Below are 17,176 nucleotides of genomic sequence, written 5' to 3'. Positions count from 1 at the left end.
CAGGGTTAGAGAAAGGGGTGATTGCGGGCTTCCGAGGCGTGCTGTTTCCCTGGACCGGCCAACAGGTGCCGACGTTCCCCGGACCGCGGCGCCGGCGCGCCCCCCGCGCGCCCGCTTCCCCGTCCCCGACGAAAGGGTTCCACCTTGTCCGCCGCCTCCCTCCTCCGCCGTGTCGCCACTCCCAAGAAGGCGATGACCGGCGCCGCGCTGGCCGTCGCCACGTGCGGCACCCTGATAGCCGCCACCCCCGCCCAGGCGGCGACGTCCGCGGCCTCGGCCCAGGCGACCGCCAAGCAGATGATCGGCGACCAGGCCGAGTACACGTGCTTCTCGAACATCGTGCAGCACGAGAGCAACTGGAACCTCACCGCGACCAACCCCTCCAGCGGCGCCTACGGACTGGTCCAGGCTCTGCCGGGCTCGAAGATGGCCTCGGCGGGCTCCGACTGGCAGACCAACGCCGCGACCCAGATCAAGTGGGGCGTGGACTACATGAAGGACCGCTACGGCAGCGCCTGCGACGCCTGGAGCTTCTGGCAGGCCAACGGCTGGTACTGACCGACGGACCACTCGGCGCGCCCCGGCGCGGAGGCGACACCACCCGCTAACCGGGGTCGCCGTCGCGCCGGCGCGGCCTTCCCGTCGTCGTCATCTCGACACAGGGGACGCGAGCCCGATCCCCACCACGTGGAGCGTGGCGTAGATGGCGAGACCCAAGGCACTGGCGGCCACGACGGCATGGCCTCGCGGCCAGATCGCGCCCTTGTCACTCTCGTCCAGTCGGACGAACTCGGGGTCGGTCATGTCGATCGTGCACGAGGTCATCGTCGTCTCCCGGATCGGTGCGGCTCACCTGCGATGACAGTCGCAGGTGAGCCGAGGCCGTGCGACCCCCCGAGGGGACCGCACCGAGGACGACGACGTGCCCTCCCATCGGTGGAACGAGGCTTACGTCGCCCCTCGGCTCGGCCGACGTGCCGGAACCGTGGGATACGACGCTCACGCGATGGGCGAGCCGAACCCGTCCTCGCCCCGACCGGCGGTCTCGCCGGCGGGAGGAGGTCCCCGACGGTCCTGGGCGACACGGCCGCGGGCCCTCCCCCTCCTGCGGCTCGGCTCCCGCCGGCCCCTTCGGGTGGAGGCCGTGTAGCCCGCCCGAGGAGCCATTCGGGGGGTGCCCTCGGGGGTCGAGGGCCGCAGGGTGGTGGCCAAGGCCCGGAGCCCGCAGGAGTGGGAGAAACGTGATGTACGACACCGAACTCCAGGACCGCGTCGACATGTCGACCGACCTCCACGAAGAGGACACCGGCGTCTTCCGACCGACGGGCACGAAGCCCGTCACCGCGACTCCCGCGGGCATCGCGGTCGGCGCTCTCCTCACGCTCCACGTCACCGCCATCGTCTACGCCGCCGTCGGCTGACCTCGGCCCGAGAGCCCCTCGCTCAGAGGCGCTGGAGGATGGTGCCGGTGGCCAATGCCCCGCCCGCGCACATGGTCACCAGGGCGAGCTCCTTCTCGGAGCGCTCCAGTTCGTGCAGGGCCGTGGTGAGCAGACGCGCGCCGGTCGCCCCCACCGGATGCCCCAGCGCTATCGCGCCCCCGTTGACGTTCACGCGCTCCAGGTCCCGGTCGAAGACGCGCGCCCAGCTCAACACCACCGAGGCGAACGCCTCGTTGATCTCCACGACATCGATGTCCCCGAGGGTCATACCGGCTTTCCCCAGCACCGCCCGGGTGGCGTCGACGGGCCCGTCCAGGTGGAAGTGCGGATCGGCGCCGACCAGCGCCTGGGCCACGATCCTGGCCCGGGGCCGCAGCCCCAGCGCCCTGGCCATGCGTTCGGAGGCCCACATGAGGGCCGCGGCCCCGTCACTGATCTGCGAGGAGTTGCCGGCCGTGTGCACGGCTCCGGGCATCACGGCCTGGAGACCGGCCAGCGCCTCCAACGAGGTGTCCCGCGGCCCCTCGTCCCGGTCGACCAGGCGCCACCTGCCCGCACCGGCCGTCTGCTCCTCCTCGGACGTGGGAACCTGCACCGCGAAGGTCTCGCGCTTGAAGCGCTCCTCCGCCCAGGCCCGGGCCGCGCGCTCCTGGGAGAGCAGGCCCAACGCGTCGACGTCCCGGCGGGTCAGCCCTCGGTGCCGGGCGATCCGCTCCGCCGCCTCGAACTGGTTCGGCAGGTCGACGCTCCACTCGTCCGGGAAGGGCCGGCCCGGCCCGTGCTTGGACCCCGAACCGAGCGGCACCCGTGTCATGGACTCGACGCCGCAACTGACACCCACGTCGATCACCCCGGCCGCCACCATGTTGGCCACCAGGTGTGCGGCCTGCTGAGAGGAGCCGCATTGGCAGTCGACGGTCGTCGCGGCGGTCTCGTAGGGCAGGCCGGCGGCCAGCCAGGCGGTGCGCGCGGGGTTCATGGACTGCTCGCCCGCGTGGGTCACGGTGCCGGCGACGACCTGCTCGACGCAGTCGGCGGGGATGCCCGCGCGGTCGAGGAGTTCCCGATACGTCCCGGCCAGGAGACGGGCGGGATGCAGATCGGCGAGCACGCCGCCGCGCCGGCCGATGGGGGTCCGTACGGCTTCGACGATCACGGGTTCGGCGGCCATGGGGCGGTCCTCTCCGGAGATCCGAGGGGGGGCCGGAGGGCCCCGGTGCACCCGGGGCTCCCCGGAGCCGGGGCGGTCGCGGCACCGGCGCCGGGGAGCCGGCGCCGCGTCGAGCGGTGCCCGCGCGGACGGACGACGCCGGGCGCGCGCCACCGGCCGGCGGGCACACGCCCGACGTGGGACGTGTTCGGGGCGTGGCCGGTGTGGCGGGGTGCGGCACCGGGGGTCGGAGCCGGGCGGGCGGTGCCGGACGCGGCACTGATACGTGGTGCGGTCGTTTCGCAGTCTGCTGACGTCGACCCCGCTCCCGCAAGGGTCGTGCACGCGATTCGACCGGGTCGCGCCTCTTGCCCGTGCGGTGTCGGCTCGCTACGTTGCATATCTGACGCTCTGTCAGATCTGATGCGGGGAGGGGCCCATGTCCTGTCCAGCGCTGCCCGAGGGGTTCGACTTCACCGACCCCGAACTCCTCGGTCGCCGCGTCCCCCTGCCCGAGTTCGCCGCTCTGCGTCGCAGCGACCCGGTGCGCTGGATCGAGCAGCCGGCGGGGGTCGCCGGCTTCCTGGACACCGGCTACTGGGCGGTGACCCGACACGCGGACGTCAAGTACGTCTCCACCCACCCGGAGTTGTTCTCCTCGTCGCGCAACACGGCCATCATCCGCTTCAACGAACACATCGACCGGTCGGCCATCGACGCCCAGCGCCTGATCATGCTCAACATGGACCCGCCGGAACACACCCGCGTCCGGAAGATCGTGCAGCGCGGCTTCACCCCCCGAGCCGTCCGCGACCTCGCGGACCGTCTGCGTGCCCGCGCCCGCTCGATCGTCGCGGACGCGGCGGCCCGGCCGGGGCCGTTCGACTTCGTCACCCGCGTCGCCTGCGAACTGCCGCTCCAGGCCATCGCGGAACTCGTCGGCGTGCCGCAGGAGGACCGCTCCCGGATCTTCGACTGGTCGAACCGGATGATCGCCTACGACGATCCGGAGTACGCCGTCACCGAGGAGGTGGCCGCCGAGGCCGCCACCGAGATCCTCGGCTACGCCACCGCCATGGCCGCCGAGCGCAAGCTCCGCCCGGCGCGGGACATCGTCACCCGGCTGGTGGCCGCGGAGGACGAGGGGAACCTGGGCGCGGACGAGTTCGGATTCTTCGTCCTGCTCCTGGCCGTCGCGGGCAACGAGACCACGCGCAACGCCATCACCCACGGCATGCACGCCTTCCTCACCCACCCCGACCAGTGGGATCTCTACAAGCGGGAGCGCCCGACCACCGCGGCCGAGGAGATCGTGCGCTGGGCCACCCCCGTCTCCGCCTTCCAACGCACCGCGACCCGGGACACGGAACTGGGCGGCAGACGCGTCGCGGAGGGCGACCGGGTCGGGCTCTTCTACGCCTCGGCCAACCATGATCCCGAGGTGTTCGACGCACCCGAGACCTTCGACATCACCCGTGACCCCAACCCGCACCTCGGCTTCGGCGGCGGAGGCCCGCACTACTGCCTGGGCAAGTCGCTGGCCGTGCTGGAGATCGACCTCGTCTTCGAGGCCGTCGCGGACGTCATGCCCGACCTCCGCCCCGTCGCGGAGCCACGTCGGCTCCGTTCAGCCTGGATCAACGGGGTGAAGGAGTTGCGGGTGAGTCGCCCGGACGGGGCGACGCCCCCCGCCTGAACCCGGCGGCCCCTCCGCCACCCGCCGCCGAGGGAGCCCGGAACGGGTGGAGCGCGCGGTCCGGGCGGGTCTCTTCCGCCGGCGAGGACGCCATGTCTCTCCGGTCCGCGGGAGCCGTCATCCCCGCGGCCCGCCCCGGGCGGGCTCCGGCCCGGAGTCGGTCGAGGCCGCCGACCCGACGGGGACGGCCGGCCGGGCCCCGTCCACCGTGTCGGGGCCCGCTCGCCCCTGTGCCGGTACCCGGGCGGTACCGCCCGCCCCGTCGTCCGCGCTCTCGGGTCCGGTCCGCGGACCCTGGAGGAGACGCGTCAGGAGGAACCCGACGCCCACCACCGCGGCGCCGCCCACCGCGTCCAGCACCCAGTGGTTGCCGGTCGTCACGATCGCCGCCAGCGTGAAGAGCGGGTGAGCCAGACCCAGCAGTGCCAGAGCGCGTCTGCGGACGACCACCGCGACCACCACCCCGCACCACAGCGACCAGCCGAAGTGCAGCGACGGCATGGCCGCGTACTGGTTCGTCAGCTCGGTGAGGCCGCCGTAGTCGGGCCGCGAGAAATCCTGTACGCCGTGCACGGTGTCGACGATGCCGAGCGTGGGCATCAACCGCGGCGGAGCCAGCGGATACAGCCAGAAGCCCATCAGGGCGGACAGGGTGGTGAGGCCCAGCGTGGTGCGCGCCCACCGGTAGTCGACGGGCCGTCGGACGTACAGGACGCCGAGCAGCGCCAGCGGCACCACGAAGTGGAAGGAGGTGTAGTAGAAGTCGAAGAAGTGCCGGAGCGGGTCGACGCCCACCACCGCGTGGTTGACCGCGTACTCGATGTCGATGCCGAGCGCGCGCTCCAGGTCGAGGATCTGCCGGCCGTGCGCCTCCGCCCGCTCCCGCCCCTCCGCCGCGTCGCCCCCGACCGCCAGGCGCACCTGCGAGTAGGCGGCGTAGGTGACACGGATGAGCAGCAACTCCAGCAGGAGGTTGGGGCGGGTCGTCACCCGGCGGAGGAACGCCGGCGCGGGACCGCCGCGCGGGCCGGACGGGCCGGCAGCGGCCCGGCTCGTCGGGATCGGCGACGCGAAGTACGGGGAACCGCGGGGGAGGAACGGCACGAGACAGGCGGCGGCGAGGGCCACGAGCGGAACCAGGTTGTCCCGCAGCGGGTGCAGAACGGCCACGTTGGGCAGCAGCATGGACGCGGGCAGCGTCACGACGAGGACGACGGCGACCGGCCAGACACGGCGGTCGGAGGTCCGCCGCCCGACCCGCCCCACGACGGCCAGGAGCAGCCACAGCGACTGGTGCGGCCAGGTGACGGGCGAGACGACCATCGCGGCGCAGCCGGTCACGGCCATCGCGAGCAGCGGCTGCCCGTCGTGGGCGTAGCGGACGGCGCGGCGCAGGCCCAGGGCCAAGACCCCCGCGCCGACCGCGAGGAAGAGCCCGATCTCGACGGGCCCGGACAGACCGGACCACGGCGACGCGAGGTACGAGGACCGGTCGGCCAGGGCGGCGACGGTCCCGGAACCCGCCGGGTGCCCCAGCCAGTAGGCGGACGAACCGGTCGGGTTCACCGCCCAGGCCAGCGCGGTGGCCGCGGCGAACGTCCCGCAGGTGGCGGTCGCCGCCCGACGGCGACCGGTGAGCCACATCAGCGCGGCGAACGGCAACACCGCCGGTTGGAGGGCCGCCGCCGACCCCACGAGCACACCCCCCGCCCACCCGCCGGGGACGACGAGACAGCCCAGCAGAACGAGCAGGACGGGGAGTACTCCGGCCGGGCCGAGCCACGGGGCCTCGCGCACCGGCTGGGAGAGCGTCACCAGGGCCACGGCGACGGGGCCCGCGTACAGCGCGGTCCGCCGACCGATCGGGCGCGGCAGGGCCCGCGCGGCGACCAGGGCGAGCGCCACGAGAAGCGGCAGCGTCACGAGAAGCCGGACCGGACCGGGGGCGTGCTCGGCAAGCCCGCCGAACGGCCCGAGCGACAGCCGGGCGAAGGGTGTGCCCTCGATGCCCGCCGGGTCGAGCCAGGGGACACCGGCGAGCGGCACGCCGTGCCTACCCCCCAGGGCCACCATCGCCGCCGTGAAGCAGGCCACCACCAGCCAGAGAGCCGACCGGACCGCCTTCGGACGCGCGCCGGCTCCCCCACCGGAGTCCGTGATCGCGTCCCGGCCCCCGAGGCCGCCCGTCGATCCCACCCTGTGCTCCGCGTTCGCCACGCCCCGTCGGCCTCCGCCCCGCTCGTCCCACGCTCGACCCGCGTGGTGCCACCCCGTGCTCGGGGGGTGTCCTCGGCGAACTCTATGGGGCGACAGGCGCCGGTCGGCGACGAGGGCGACCCCCCGGCACGCCTCGCGGCCGGACGTCGGCTCGGGACGCCGTCCCGAGCCGACGTGGTAGGCGTTCGTCCCCGACACCGTCCGATTCCCGCCACGCGTCGCGGCGGGTCTCCCCTTTCAGGCGGGCTTCTGCGAGAGTCGGTGGCCGCGGAACAGGTTGATCGATCGTGGAGAGGCGGGCCCTTGAACGAGACGCGGCTCTGGCAGGACGTCGACGACTACTTCGACTCCCATCTGGCACCCGAGGACGAGGTCCTCCGGGCGGCTCTGCGCGACAGCGACGCGGCAGGGCTGCCGTCGGTGCAGATCACCGCCACGCAAGGGAAGTTCCTCCACCTGCTGGCCGGGATCGTGGGAGCCCGGAACATCCTGGAGATCGGGACCCTCGGCGGCTACAGCGCCATCTGGATGGCTCGCGCGCTGCCCGAGGACGGACGACTCACGACCCTGGAGTACGAACCCCGGCACGCCGAGGTGGCCGTCCGCAACATCGCCCGGGCCGGACTGGAGAAGATCGTCGACGTGCGGGTGGGCGCGGCGCTGGAGACCCTCCCGCGTCTGGCCGAGGACAACCCTCCCCCCTTCGACCTGGTCTTCGTCGACGCCGACAAGGCCGGCAACCCGCACTACGTGGAGTGGGCGCTGAAACTCACCCGCGCGGGCAGCGTGATCGTCGTGGACAACGTGGTCCGGGGCGGCACGGTGACCGAGGCGGACAGCGCCGACGAGGCGACCCGGGGAACAAGGGCCACGATCGAGCTGATCGCCGATCATCCACGCCTCAGCGGGACCGCGATCCAGACCGTCGGAGGCAAGGGGTACGACGGATTCGCGCTGGCCCGGGTGCTCGCCTGAGCGGGCTCACGCCTCGTGGTGATAGCCGACGTTGACCGTGCGCGGGCCGGCGCGGTCCTGGATCACCACCTCGCCCTCGCCACCCCTGGGCAACTGCACGGTGCCGCCGTAGAGCAGCGGCTGCGCGTACGCCCCGGAGACCAGCCTGACCACGGAGGACGGGTCGGGCAGGGAACCGCGCAGCCAGCTGAGTTGCCAGGTGCCGTCCGGGCCGCACCGGAACTCCAACTGCACCCGGGAGACGAACAGCCACTCGTCCGGCGTCACCAGCCGACACGCGGACCGGTCCCGGCCCACGCACAGGATCGAGCCCTCCGTGCTCGGGGCGTCCGCCATGAGCATCCCGGCCGTGGCCCCCTCGTCCGTCCCGGAGACGGTGGCCATGGTGAGTTCGAGCATCTGCAGATCCTCCTGAGACCGCGCTGCGCGGTGGCCGGATCCGCCCGCCGCCGCCGCATGATAGTTCGGCCCGCGCCGGCCTGTCCGGCACAATGGGCGCCATGACCGAGCGGAAGCCCCCCGGCATCGACTTCGAGAGCTGGGTCGACCGACAGATCAGCGCCGCGGAGTCCCGTGGCGACTTCGCCGAGCTGCCGGGAGCGGGCAAGCCCCTGCCCCGCGACGTGGACGCCTCCTACGACGAACACTGGTGGCTCAAAAGGAAGATGGCGCGGGAGGGGCTCTCCGCGCTCCCGCCCACGCTCGCCCTCCGCAAGGAGGCCGAGGACGCCTTGGCCGAGGCGGAGCGCGCGCCCTCCGAGCGCGGGGTGAGGGAGATCGTCGACCGGATCAACGCCAAGATCCGCGAGATGACGCTCAAGCCGATGCCCGGCCCGCCGCTCGGGCTGCGCCCCTACGACGTCGACGAGGTCGTCCGTCGATGGCGGGAGCGCCACGACCCTTCCTGAACGCGCGGTCCCGGCGACCGACCGCGACGCCGTGTCCCGACCGGCGCCGAGGCCGTACGGCGAAGAAGGCCGACGCGCCGAGGGCGCGCCGGCCTTCCGAGCCGACGGAACGGGAGGCCCCCGATCCGCCCGCGCACCGCGAGGGTCTCAGCCGTCGCTCTTCTTGGAGTCCGCCGCCGACAGCAGCTCGGCCTGGAGCACCGGCGACACCGGGCGCTCGATGCCGGTGAGCGCCACCGAGGAGGCGTCGTTCCCGGTGTTCTGGAACATCGTCAGGGCGATCTCGTCGCCCTCCTCCAGGTCGAGGACGACGGAGACCGCCTGCGTCGCCTGGGTGACGTCCACGATCTGGCTGTTGAAGGCCACCGCGCCGCCGTTGACGAGAATGACCACGTCGTGGATCGCGCTCTCCAGGGGGGTGAGTCCGGCCCAGAAGACGTTGGCGTTGAGGAGGTAGCGGCCGGGGGTGTTGACGACGAGCGTCGAGTCCGCCGCGTCGAACATCGCGTCCGTGTCGTAGAGCGCCGTGTCGAACAGGACCTGCGTCGTGACGCCGGACGGAATGGTCTGCGGACCCGACATGCGGTAGACGCTGGCGCCGACGTCGAGCCGGCAACCCCGCTTCGACCCCTTCACGCAGTCGCCGACGGTCCCCGCGCTGTCGGCGACGGCGACGTGCGGGTTGGTGACCCCGACCGCCGCGGGGGTGGCGAACGCCAGGGACAGGGCTGCCGCGATCGAGGTCAGCGCGGTCAGTCCGGCTCGCCGGGACCACACCCCTCCCGCACGCACGGCGTTCTTCATGGGTGGACTCCTCTTCATCGGTCTTCTTCGTCGGTTCGCCTGGTGGCGCAGGCCAGCCTCGCGCTCCGAGCGTCGATGTCCGGCACGCGGCGGCCCATGTCGGGCGGGATTGGGCCCAACGGGGGGCCTCGAAGACGTCGATCGGGTCAATCCCGAATGCGTGATCATCAGACGGTCGCGTCGCTCCCTTCCGATCGGCCTGCCCCGAACCGCTCCTCGACGAGCGCCTCGGCCCGCCCCGTCACGGCCCCCACGAGGACCGCGACGAGACGGGTCGCCGGGCGGAAGCGATCAGGCGGAGTCGGTGGCCGTCGCCGGGGCGTCGGCCGTCTCGGAGGTCGGCTTGGGGTCCTTCTCGGACTCGGCCGGGGTCAGCAGCTCGGCCTGGAGCACCGGGGCGACGGGGTCCGAGTTGCCGGTGACGGTCTGCGAGACGGCGTCGCTCCCGGTGTTCTGGAACACCGCGAGGGTGATCCGGTCCCCTTCCTCCAGGTCGAGGACGGCGGTGACGCCCTGCGTGGCGAAGGTGGGCAGCGCCTCTTGGTCGTTGAAGGCCACGGAGTCGCCGTTGATCAGGAGGAAGGTCTCGTAGATCCGACCGGTGGCGGGGGTCAGACCGGTCCAGAACACGTTGGCGTTGACGAGGTAGCGGCCGGGGGTGTTGACGACGAGCGAGGAGTCGGCGGCGTCGAACATGGAGTCGGTGTCGTAGAGTGCCGTGTCGAACAGGATCCGCGTCACGGTGCTGGTGGGGATGGTCTGGCTGTCGAAGTCGCGGTAGACGCTGGCGCCCACGTCGTAGCGGGACTCGCAGCGACGCGACGAGCCCAGTGGACAGTCGGTGCCGCCCGCGCCCGTCGTGTCCGAGGCCGCCACGCGGTGTCCGGTGGTCTCGACCGCCACCGCGGAGGGGGCGAGCCCGAGGGAGAGGACTGCCGCGAGGGAGGCGAGCGTGGTCAGTCCCGCTCTCCGGGACCACCGTCCTCCCGCGCGCACGGCGTGCTTCATGGATGAACCCTTCCGTAGAGATCTTCGGATGCCTGCTCGGCGATTGACACCCTGAGTCGCCTGCTCGGGCCTCGCAACGCCGGACGGTCCGTTCCCGTGACGATTGGGCTCGACGGGGGACCCCGCTCCGTCGGGGGCACCGGTCGAGGGCACCGAACCGCGACGACTGGCGGGAGGGCGACAGGGGCCCCGGACGAGGAAGGCGTGCGAGACCGAAACGTGCCCCGGTGAATCCTCCGTCACACCCCCGGCGTACGCTCTATGCCTGTCATGGCCGCGCGCCCACCCACGCGGTGGGAGGCGGCTTCACGGGGGACTCGTGGGGAGCAAGGGTGTTCGACAGCGTGGCGGCTCTGGTCAGCAGCCCGTGGATCTACGGCCTGGTGGGCCTCTCGGTCCTCCTCGACGTCTTCCTGCCGATGCTGCCGAGCGGAGTGCTGGTCATCACGGCGGCCACCGCCGCCGCGGCGGGCGGCGGTGCCGCGAGCCGGGTGGCGCAGGACGTCCCGGACAGTCTCGCCCTCGTCCTCTGCGTGGCCACGGCGTCCGTTCTGGGCGACATGGCGGCGTACCGACTCGCCCGCAGGGGCGGGCCCCGGCTGGACCGGGCCATCGCCCGCTCGCGCCGACTGGTCGGAGCCCGGGAGCGCCTGGGGGGAGCACTGGTGCGGGGCGGCGGCCCCCTGGTGGTGCTGGCCCGGTTCGCGCCGGCCGGTCGCTCGGTCGTTTCCCTGGCCGCCGGTTCCGCCCACCGCCGGGTCCGGGACTTCCTGCCCTGGTCCGCCCTGGCCGGGCTGTCCTGGGCGGCGTACAGCGTCGCCCTCGGTCACCTCGGGGCGCGGTGGCTGGGCGGAACCTGGCTGGCGGCGGGGGTGTCCCTGGCGGCGCTGGTCGTGGTCGGCGCCGGCGCCGCCCATCTGATGCGTCGACACCCTCGGGCGACCGAGGCGGCGTCCTGACCTCACCGCCCGCGGGGCCCGGGCGTCACCTGTCCCGTCGGGCCCGGACTCCCCGGATCTCCAGGCCGTCGAGCAGCGCCGTCGTGGCGGCGGCCACCGCCTCGACCGCCTGATCGAACACCTCACGGTTGTGCTCCGCGGGCCGCCGGAAGCCGGAGACCTTGCGCACGTACTGGAGGGCGGCGGCCCGGATCTCCTCGTCGGTTGCCGGCTCGGCGAGGACGGGCGGACGAAGCGTCGTGATGCTGCGGCACATGCCTCCAGTCTCGTCCACCGAGCCCGGAGCGGGAAGCGTCACCACCCTCGGAACGGGGCGGGCGGTGAAGAGCCGAGGCGACGGACGCCCCGTACACACGAGGACCGCGCCCCGACGGGAGGCCACACGACGAGGGTCGGCACGGACCGTGTTCCCCCCGGGCCCGACGAGGCGTCACAGCCACTGGTGGGCGCGGACGGTTTCGAACCGCCGACATCCTGCTTGTAAGGCAGGCGCTCTACCCCTGAGCTACGCACCCGGACCCGGGCCGAGCACCCAGGACGAGCCGACAGCCTACATGCCCCCGAACCGTGCCCGGCAATCCCCGGCCCCCGGTCCGCCCGAGCGGTCTCCGGCCGGCTCCCCACCGTCCGCCCCGGCCCCGCCCGGTCCCCCCGCACGGCCTCCGCCTCCGGGGTCGACCGGCGAGGCCACCACTCCGTGTACACGCCCGGCACGGATGGGAGAATGGACCGGGCAGCGCGAGCGGCACGGGAGTGGACATGACGGCGACACCATCGCGGCCGGAACCACCGGTGACGGCGCCGAACGCGGTCGCAGGACCGCGCCGCGCCCCGGGTGGGCGCCCTCCCGAACCCCGCCGAGCCCGCGCAGGCGAGGTCACGCGCACGCTGTTGTGGCTGCCGGTGCTCACCGCCCTGGTCCTGCCCGCCTCGTTCACCGGTGGCGGAACCCGGCGCTGGTTCGGGGGGCGGGCGGAGAGTCAACGCGCCCGGGCGCAGGCGGCCAAGGACGGGGCCGCGGACGCCTTCTACGAGCTGGACAGCGCCCAGCGTGATCTGCGGATCTCCGTCGAGACCGTCTCCGCCGTCGACGACTCCCCCGCCGCCGCCCGCGTCGTCGAGGCCTTCGCGGCTCTGGGCGGACGGATCGACCAGGCCAGCCACCACTACATCGCCGCCGTGGACGCGCACGACCTCGACCGCGACGGTCTGGAGACCGCCGCCGCCTCGCGGGCCCGGGCGGAGTTCACCGCGGCCCGGGACGAACTCACCGCGGTCCGTGCCGAACTGGACCGCTTCGCCGAGGAACTCGAACCGCTGCTGGGCGACGCCCAGACCCGGCTCGCCCGGCTCGCCCCCACCGTCGAGGGCGCGCGGCGATCCCTGACGGCCGCCTCCGAGGCACTCGATCACGCCCGGGCGGCGGGGCTGGGAGCGGACGACCTCGCCGCCCGACTGGCCGCTCTGGGACCGGAGCTGACCCGGCTGAACGAGGGCGCCGCGCGGCACGGCCTGGCCGAGACCCTGGAGCGCGCCCGGCGCGTCGGCCGGGAGGCGGAGGCCGTGCGGGCGGAGGCGGAGCGGCTGCCCCGGCGCGCCACCGAGATCGGCACCCGACTGATCTCGCTGCGCACCCGAGCCCAGGCGCTCGGCAACCGCACCGAACAGGTCGCACCGGTCCTGAGCGAACTGCGGCGACGGTTCGCCGCGTCGTGCTGGCAGGACCTGCAACGGGTCCCGGAGCAGGCGACCGAGACCCTGGGCCGGGCCGAGCGGAGGCTGGCCGAGGCCGAGACCGCGAGGGACGAGGGACGCTGGCCCGACGCGACGGCCCTGCTGTCGACGGTCCGCGCGCTGCTCGACTCCACCGACGAGGCCGTCTCCTCGGCCGGCGAGCGGCTGCGACAGCTGGACGCCGTCCAGAAGGACCCGGACCGGGAGGTCGAGCGCACCAGGTTCGCCGTGCGGGACGCCCAGCGGCTCGCCATGGCCGGGCGACACACCGCCGACCCCCGGCACGCCCGCCCGCTGGACGAGGCGGTGGCGCGCCTGGAGCGCGCCCGGACCACGTTGCGGGGTCGGCATCCCGACTATTGGCGTTTCCTGACGGAGACGGCCGAGGTCCGGGAGATCGCCGCGCGAGTGGTCGCCGGCATCCGCGAGGAACGCGGTGGCGGGTCGGGTCCGGCCGGCACACCCTGACGGCGCCGTCCCGACGATCGCACGGTTCCTCGGTCGGCTCCCCTGGTGTGTGGCGGGCGTGCCGGGCGTGCCGGTCGCATCCCACTCCGCGTCGGCCGGGACGGGCGGCCGGACCGGGCGATTCCGGAGGGGTCCGGCTAGCCTGTGCGCATGCCTCGATACGACTACCGCTGCCGGAGTTGCGGCGACACCTTCGAACTGCGCCGCCCCATGGCCGAGTCCGCCTCCCCCGCCACCTGTCCCGCGGGTCACGGGGACACCGTGAAACTGCTGTCGACGGTCGCGGTCGGCGGTGCCGCCGCCGCTCCGAGCGCGGCGCCCCCGTCGGGTGGCTCCGGCGGCTGCTGCGGCGGCGGCTGCTGCGGCTGATCCGACCGCACGCCGTCGAGCGCGCCGCGCGCCGGCGGTCACCGCCGGCGCGCGGCGCGCAGCAACTCCTCGAGGATGCGCTCGCCCGCCATGACGCCGCGCTCGGGCAGGGCGTCGACCCCGGGGGCCGTCCAGCCCTCGTCGGCGAGTTCGCCGTGCCCCGGACGCCAGCCCCGGTCGGCGGCGAGCAGCAGGTCGGCGTCGAGGAGGGAGTCGCCCGCCGCGAGGGTCAGGTCCGCCCCCGAGCGGTGGGCGATCTCCCGCAGGGCCGCGCTCTTGGTGAGCGGTCCCGGGACGACGTAGACCTTGCGGCCTTGCAGGGAGACGGACCACCCCCGGGGCCGCGCCCAGCCGGAGAGGTCCTCGATCCAGCCCTCGGGCAGTCGGTCGCGTTCGACCACCAGATAGGCGAAGAGGTCCTCGGCGACCCGGTGTTTGCGCACCCAGCGGGGGTCGCCGGTGGAGCGCAGGTGCGACCGCACCTCGTCCAGCGGGGCGCACTCGCCGGCCAGTCGGGAGGCGATGGCGCGGTGCCAGTCCGGGTCGCTGACGCCGTCGACCAGCAGATGGCCGCCGTTGGCGCAGATCGCGTACCGGGGTGGCGGGCCGGGCAGGGAGATCCGTCGGTACTGCTCGCGGGTACGGGTGGTGGCCGGTGCGAACACGGTCGCCCGGGCCAGCTCGACCAGGAGGCCGGCCGCCGTCTCCGTCAGGTACGACAGCGGCCTGCCCTCGAAGACCTCCACGCACAGCAGACGGGGGGCGTCCCCGTCGGGCACGGTCAGCGCCAGCGCTGCGGCGGAGTAGACGAGCGTGCGGTCGAGGTCGCTGGCGACGAGTACCGGCATCAGACCGTCACCGTCCGGCCGTCGCGGCCGGTGGCCCCGCGCGTGTAGCGGGGGTGGACGAGTCCCACGCAGGTGTAGGGGAGGTCGTCGACCTCCTCCACGGGCACGCCCCGCTGTCCGGCGAGCAGGCGTACGTGGTCGAGGTCGGGGCCGGCGCCCCGCCTGGCGAGCACCCGCCACGGCACGCGGCGCAACAGGACCCGGGTGGTCTCGCCGACCCCGGGCTTGACGAGGTTGACGTCACCGATCCCGAAGCGCTCGCTGATCCGCTCCACCGCGGCCCAGCCCTGCCAGTCGGGCGTGCGGTCGGCGGCCTGGAGGTGCCGGCACCGGGTGTCCACGGTGTCGGTCACCTCTCCGAAGCGGGCGGACACGGCGTCGAGGAAGACGGCCGAGAGGTCCGCGCCCGCGAGGTCCCGGTAGAACTTCGCCCCGTGGAAGTCGTGGGGGCCGACCAGGTCGCCGCGGAGCACCGTGCGGGAGACCAGTCCGGAGACGGTGGAGTTGAGGCAGGCGGAGGGGATGAGGAAGTCGTCCCGGGTGCCGTAGGTCCGCACACACGAACCGGGGTCGGCCAGGACGGCGATCCCCGGGTCGAACCCGGTGACGCCGTCGGACGCGGCGAAGTCGGCGAGGGAGGCGGCGAGTTCGCGGGTGATGGCGCCCTTGCCGGTCCAGCCGTCGACGAACACCACGTCGGCCGGGTCGTGGTGGGCGGCCAGCCAGCGCAGGGCGTTGGCGTCGATGCCGCGTCCTCGGACGATGGAGACCGCGTAGTGCGGGAGGTCCAGGCCGTGGCGGAACCGCGCCCAGCGGCGCATCAGGATGCCGACCGGGGTGCCGGCGCGGGCCAGGGAGACCAGGACGGGTCTCGGCGACCGCTCGGCGAGGACGAGGTCGGTGACGGTCCCGACCGCCTCCGCCAGGCGTGGCGCGGAGGAGCGCAGGGCGGAGTGGAACAGGCTCCGGTACTCCCGCGTGGGCTGGTACTCGACCGGGAGCGACTCCGCGTAGTGGGCGCCGCCTCGCTGGATCGCCTCCTCGCGTTCCTCGGTGGGGGCCTCCAGGGCCGCGTCGGAGAGGTCCCGTAGCAGCCACCCCACTTCCTCGGGGGCGTAGGAGGAGAAGGCCGGGCCGCGCAGCGGGTCGGGCAGCGCGACGGCCCGCCGAGAAGCACTCGGCGGGGTGGGGGTGTGGGAGGGGATCACCACCAGCAGGACCTGGGCGGCGTGGGCGGCGAGGCGGTCCAGCAGCCCGCCGGGGGCGTGCAGCGCGGGGGTGTCGGCGGCGGAGTCGACGACGGCGACGACGGTGTCGAAGCCGCCGCCGGCGACGTTGTGGACGTAGCGGTCGCCGGGGCCGTCGACGGGGTCGTCGTGCGCGGGGAAGACCAGTCGGCTGCGGATGGCGTACCCGGGGTCGTCGACGGCCAGGACGGGCGAACGGGTGGTGGTGGAGTAGCGCACCTCCGCTTCGACGGTCCGCTCCAACTCCAGGGCCACGCGGAGCGGGGTGTACATCAACTCCTCGCAGCCGAGGACGAGCACGCGGCGCGCCTCGGCCGGGAGGGCGGCGGCCACCCGGGCGCCGACTTCGGGCAGGGCCCGCTCCAGCCGGGCACGGTGGTCGGGGGTGAAGCCGTGGCGCGCGCCGTCGGGCAGTCCGGCCGGCCACCGAGGGTCGATCCGTCGCACGGTCCCGGCGGCGGTGGGCGGTGGTGGCGGCGCCGTCTCGTGCCGGGCGACGAGGCGCGCGCCGCGGTCGAGGACGTCGCGGGGAAGCCGGACCGTTCCGGCCGCGGTCGTCACGAGGTCGACGCGGGCCCCGGTCTCATGGGTGAAGTCCTCCAGGCGGGCGGCGTCCGCGGGGGCGCGCAGGTCGACCAGGGCCACGATCACGTACCGCCGGCGGGGATGGCGTGCGTGCAGTGCCCGGAGGGTGTTGAGCACGGTGTCGCCGGTGGAGAACTCGTCGTCGACGAGGACCAGGGGCCCGGCGCCAGCCAGCAGCCGAGGGTCCTCGGGGAGCAGCAGATGGGAGGTGGCGTGCGAGTGGGACTCCTCGAAGCCGCCCGCCGGTTCGGCACCCTTCACGGGGCGCCGGGTGGAGTGGAGGTAGGGGACGTCGCCGAGGCCGTCGGCCACGCAGTGGCCGAGCCCGGTGGCGGTCTCGGCGTATCCGAGGACGACGGCGGAGCCGGCCTCGGGTCCGAGCAGGTCGGCGACGCGTCGTCCGAGGGCGAAGCCGTGGCCGTACACCACGGAGGGGGTCTGCGGGACGTGCTTGCCGAGGACTCGGGAGACGAGCAGGTGGGCCCGCCTGGGGTTGCGCCGCACCGCGAGTCCGAGCATGTCGCGGAGTCCGTCGTCGCCGGTCAGTTCGACGCCCAGCCGTTCGGTCACCCACGTGCCGGACCAGACGGCGGCCGGTCGCCTCGGGTCGTCCCGGCGGTCGGCGGGTCGTCGCCGGGCGTGTTCGGGGAGCGTTCCGGCCGGGTCGGGCTCCGGGTGGTCCAATCGCCCGGGGCTCCCGGCCCGTCCGTGCCCTCCGCTCCCGGTCACGGGTTCCGGGCCGCCCACCGTTTCGTGTCCCACGTCG

17 protein-coding genes and 1 tRNA gene are annotated in these 17,176 nt (G+C 73.9%); 8 read left to right on the top strand and 10 right to left on the bottom strand.

Annotated elements, in window-relative coordinates; translation table 11 throughout:
• The first annotated feature begins 144 nt into the window (after positions 1-144).
• A complete protein-coding gene (locus JEK78_RS16605) occupies positions 145-558 on the top strand; it encodes a transglycosylase SLT domain-containing protein (protein WP_200260146.1) in 414 nt (137 codons plus the stop codon).
• Between the two features lie 90 nt (positions 559-648).
• Here the strand turns inward: JEK78_RS16605 and JEK78_RS16600 are convergent, their stop codons facing one another.
• Complete coding sequence (locus tag JEK78_RS16600) at positions 649-825, bottom strand: hypothetical protein (RefSeq protein ID WP_200260144.1); 177 nt, start codon at positions 823-825, stop codon at positions 649-651.
• A 419-nt stretch (positions 826-1,244) separates the two neighbouring features.
• On the opposite strand from JEK78_RS16600, the gene JEK78_RS16595 reads away from it, so the two are divergent.
• Entirely contained in the window at positions 1,245-1,421 is a 177-nt protein-coding gene (locus JEK78_RS16595) for a hypothetical protein (RefSeq protein ID WP_200260141.1), read from the top strand.
• Between the two features lie 22 nt (positions 1,422-1,443).
• On the opposite strand, the gene JEK78_RS16590 is transcribed toward JEK78_RS16595, so the two are convergent.
• On the bottom strand, positions 1,444-2,613 hold the full coding sequence (locus tag JEK78_RS16590) for a steroid 3-ketoacyl-CoA thiolase (protein WP_200260138.1): 1,170 nt from the start codon (positions 2,611-2,613) through the stop codon (positions 1,444-1,446).
• Positions 2,614-3,031: 418 nt separating this feature from the next.
• On the opposite strand from JEK78_RS16590, the gene JEK78_RS16585 reads away from it, so the two are divergent.
• On the top strand, positions 3,032-4,288 hold the full coding sequence (locus JEK78_RS16585; RefSeq protein ID WP_200260135.1) for a cytochrome P450: 1,257 nt from the start codon (positions 3,032-3,034) through the stop codon (positions 4,286-4,288).
• A gap of 117 nt (positions 4,289-4,405) precedes the next feature.
• Here the strand turns inward: JEK78_RS16585 and JEK78_RS16580 are convergent, their stop codons facing one another.
• Entirely contained in the window at positions 4,406-6,484 is a 2,079-nt protein-coding gene (locus tag JEK78_RS16580; protein ID WP_242483106.1) for a bifunctional glycosyltransferase 87/phosphatase PAP2 family protein, read from the bottom strand.
• A gap of 324 nt (positions 6,485-6,808) precedes the next feature.
• Between JEK78_RS16580 and JEK78_RS16575 the strand changes: the two genes are divergently transcribed.
• The gene (locus tag JEK78_RS16575; protein ID WP_200260132.1) at positions 6,809-7,480 is read left to right on the top strand and encodes an O-methyltransferase; all 672 of its coding nucleotides are present in this window, start codon (positions 6,809-6,811) and stop codon (positions 7,478-7,480) included.
• A gap of 6 nt (positions 7,481-7,486) precedes the next feature.
• On the opposite strand, the gene JEK78_RS16570 is transcribed toward JEK78_RS16575, so the two are convergent.
• Positions 7,487-7,879, bottom strand: a complete 393-nt coding sequence (locus tag JEK78_RS16570) for a hypothetical protein (protein WP_200260130.1) — start codon at positions 7,877-7,879, stop codon at positions 7,487-7,489.
• Positions 7,880-7,980: 101 nt separating this feature from the next.
• Between JEK78_RS16570 and JEK78_RS16565 the strand changes: the two genes are divergently transcribed.
• Positions 7,981-8,388, top strand: a complete 408-nt coding sequence (locus JEK78_RS16565) for a DUF1992 domain-containing protein (RefSeq protein ID WP_200260127.1) — start codon at positions 7,981-7,983, stop codon at positions 8,386-8,388.
• A gap of 147 nt (positions 8,389-8,535) precedes the next feature.
• On the opposite strand, the gene JEK78_RS16560 is transcribed toward JEK78_RS16565, so the two are convergent.
• A complete protein-coding gene (locus tag JEK78_RS16560; protein ID WP_200260124.1) occupies positions 8,536-9,192 on the bottom strand; it encodes a hypothetical protein in 657 nt (218 codons plus the stop codon).
• A gap of 291 nt (positions 9,193-9,483) precedes the next feature.
• Positions 9,484-10,200 (bottom strand): hypothetical protein, encoded by a 717-nt coding sequence (locus JEK78_RS16555; RefSeq protein ID WP_200260121.1) that lies wholly within the window; start codon positions 10,198-10,200, stop codon positions 9,484-9,486.
• A 332-nt stretch (positions 10,201-10,532) separates the two neighbouring features.
• Here JEK78_RS16555 and JEK78_RS16550 point away from each other — a divergent pair, with 332 nt between their 5' ends.
• Positions 10,533-11,159 carry a VTT domain-containing protein gene (locus JEK78_RS16550; RefSeq protein ID WP_200260118.1) on the top strand — a complete coding sequence of 209 codons (627 nt, stop codon included), beginning with the start codon at positions 10,533-10,535 and terminating at the stop codon, positions 11,157-11,159.
• 25 nt (positions 11,160-11,184) lie between these two features.
• Here JEK78_RS16550 and JEK78_RS16545 read toward each other — a convergent pair whose 3' ends face one another.
• The gene (locus JEK78_RS16545; RefSeq protein ID WP_200260115.1) at positions 11,185-11,415 is read right to left on the bottom strand and encodes a DUF2277 domain-containing protein; all 231 of its coding nucleotides are present in this window, start codon (positions 11,413-11,415) and stop codon (positions 11,185-11,187) included.
• A 184-nt stretch (positions 11,416-11,599) separates the two neighbouring features.
• Positions 11,600-11,674 (bottom strand) — tRNA-Val (locus JEK78_RS16540).
• Positions 11,675-11,918: 244 nt separating this feature from the next.
• Here JEK78_RS16540 and JEK78_RS16535 point away from each other — a divergent pair.
• Both JEK78_RS16535 and JEK78_RS16530 read left to right on the top strand, forming a co-directional pair.
• On the top strand, positions 11,919-13,361 hold the full coding sequence (locus JEK78_RS16535) for a hypothetical protein (protein ID WP_200260112.1): 1,443 nt from the start codon (positions 11,919-11,921) through the stop codon (positions 13,359-13,361).
• A gap of 150 nt (positions 13,362-13,511) precedes the next feature.
• Positions 13,512-13,730 carry a zinc ribbon domain-containing protein gene (locus JEK78_RS16530; RefSeq protein ID WP_200260109.1) on the top strand — a complete coding sequence of 73 codons (219 nt, stop codon included), beginning with the start codon at positions 13,512-13,514 and terminating at the stop codon, positions 13,728-13,730.
• A gap of 38 nt (positions 13,731-13,768) precedes the next feature.
• Here JEK78_RS16530 and JEK78_RS16525 read toward each other — a convergent pair whose 3' ends face one another.
• Entirely contained in the window at positions 13,769-14,578 is an 810-nt protein-coding gene (locus JEK78_RS16525; protein ID WP_200260106.1) for an HAD family hydrolase, read from the bottom strand.
• Positions 14,578-16,980 (bottom strand): phosphoribosyltransferase, encoded by a 2,403-nt coding sequence (locus JEK78_RS16520; protein WP_242483421.1) that lies wholly within the window; start codon positions 16,978-16,980, stop codon positions 14,578-14,580. The genes JEK78_RS16525 and JEK78_RS16520 overlap by 1 nt, the downstream gene beginning before the upstream one ends.
• Positions 16,981-17,176: the final 196 nt, after the last annotated feature.

The sequence above is a fragment of the Streptomyces sp. HSG2 genome, assembly GCF_016598575.1.
Lineage (GTDB): Bacteria > Actinomycetota > Actinomycetes > Streptomycetales > Streptomycetaceae > Streptomyces.
Note: the sequence above shows the minus strand (reverse complement) of the source record. Positions and strands in the feature narration are given on the sequence as shown.